This is a genomic window from Streptomyces torulosus, assembly GCF_001419765.1.
GTDB lineage: Bacteria > Actinomycetota > Actinomycetes > Streptomycetales > Streptomycetaceae > Streptomyces > Streptomyces torulosus.
The window spans coordinates 725-1,169 of record NZ_LIRK01000896.1; the positions used below are offsets into that span (position 1 = coordinate 725).

Here is a 445-nt window from a genome sequence, read left to right on the forward strand (position 1 = left end):
CGAGCGTGAGCCACGCCCTTCGCTTCGCACTCATCGGCCGGTACGCATGGTTCCTACGGCGAATCAAATGCCCCACCCCTACACGAACAACGCGAAGACACCACCCGGCACAAGGGCGGCCTTCTATTCAGAGCACAAGCCGCCGCGAACATCACCATCGGGCGGCACGCGTGTGACCCAAGTCATGCGAACGTCCACAACTCCCCCTCAAGGGTGATCTTCGGCGGGTCCGTCCGGCGCTCTGTGACACTTCCGCGGGGCGCGACGCAGATGACCGTGGGGCCCGGCGACGATCCCGAGGGGGTCGGGGGCGGGTCCCGGGACCGCGACGTCGTACGGACTAGGACAGCTCTTGGGCCAGGGAGGCGAACCTCGCCGCGTGCAGGCGTTCGACGGGGAACTGGGCGTGGCCGTCGCGCGGGCACAGGAGGGCGACGAGGCCGCG

The 445-nt window shown here is 68.8% G+C and carries 1 pseudogene; it reads left to right on the top strand.

Features of this window, described 5'->3' with window-relative positions:
• Positions 1 to 292: 292 nt before the first annotated feature.
• A pseudogene (locus AOK23_RS52180) lies at positions 293 to 445 on the top strand (RNA polymerase sigma factor); the annotation flags it as partial.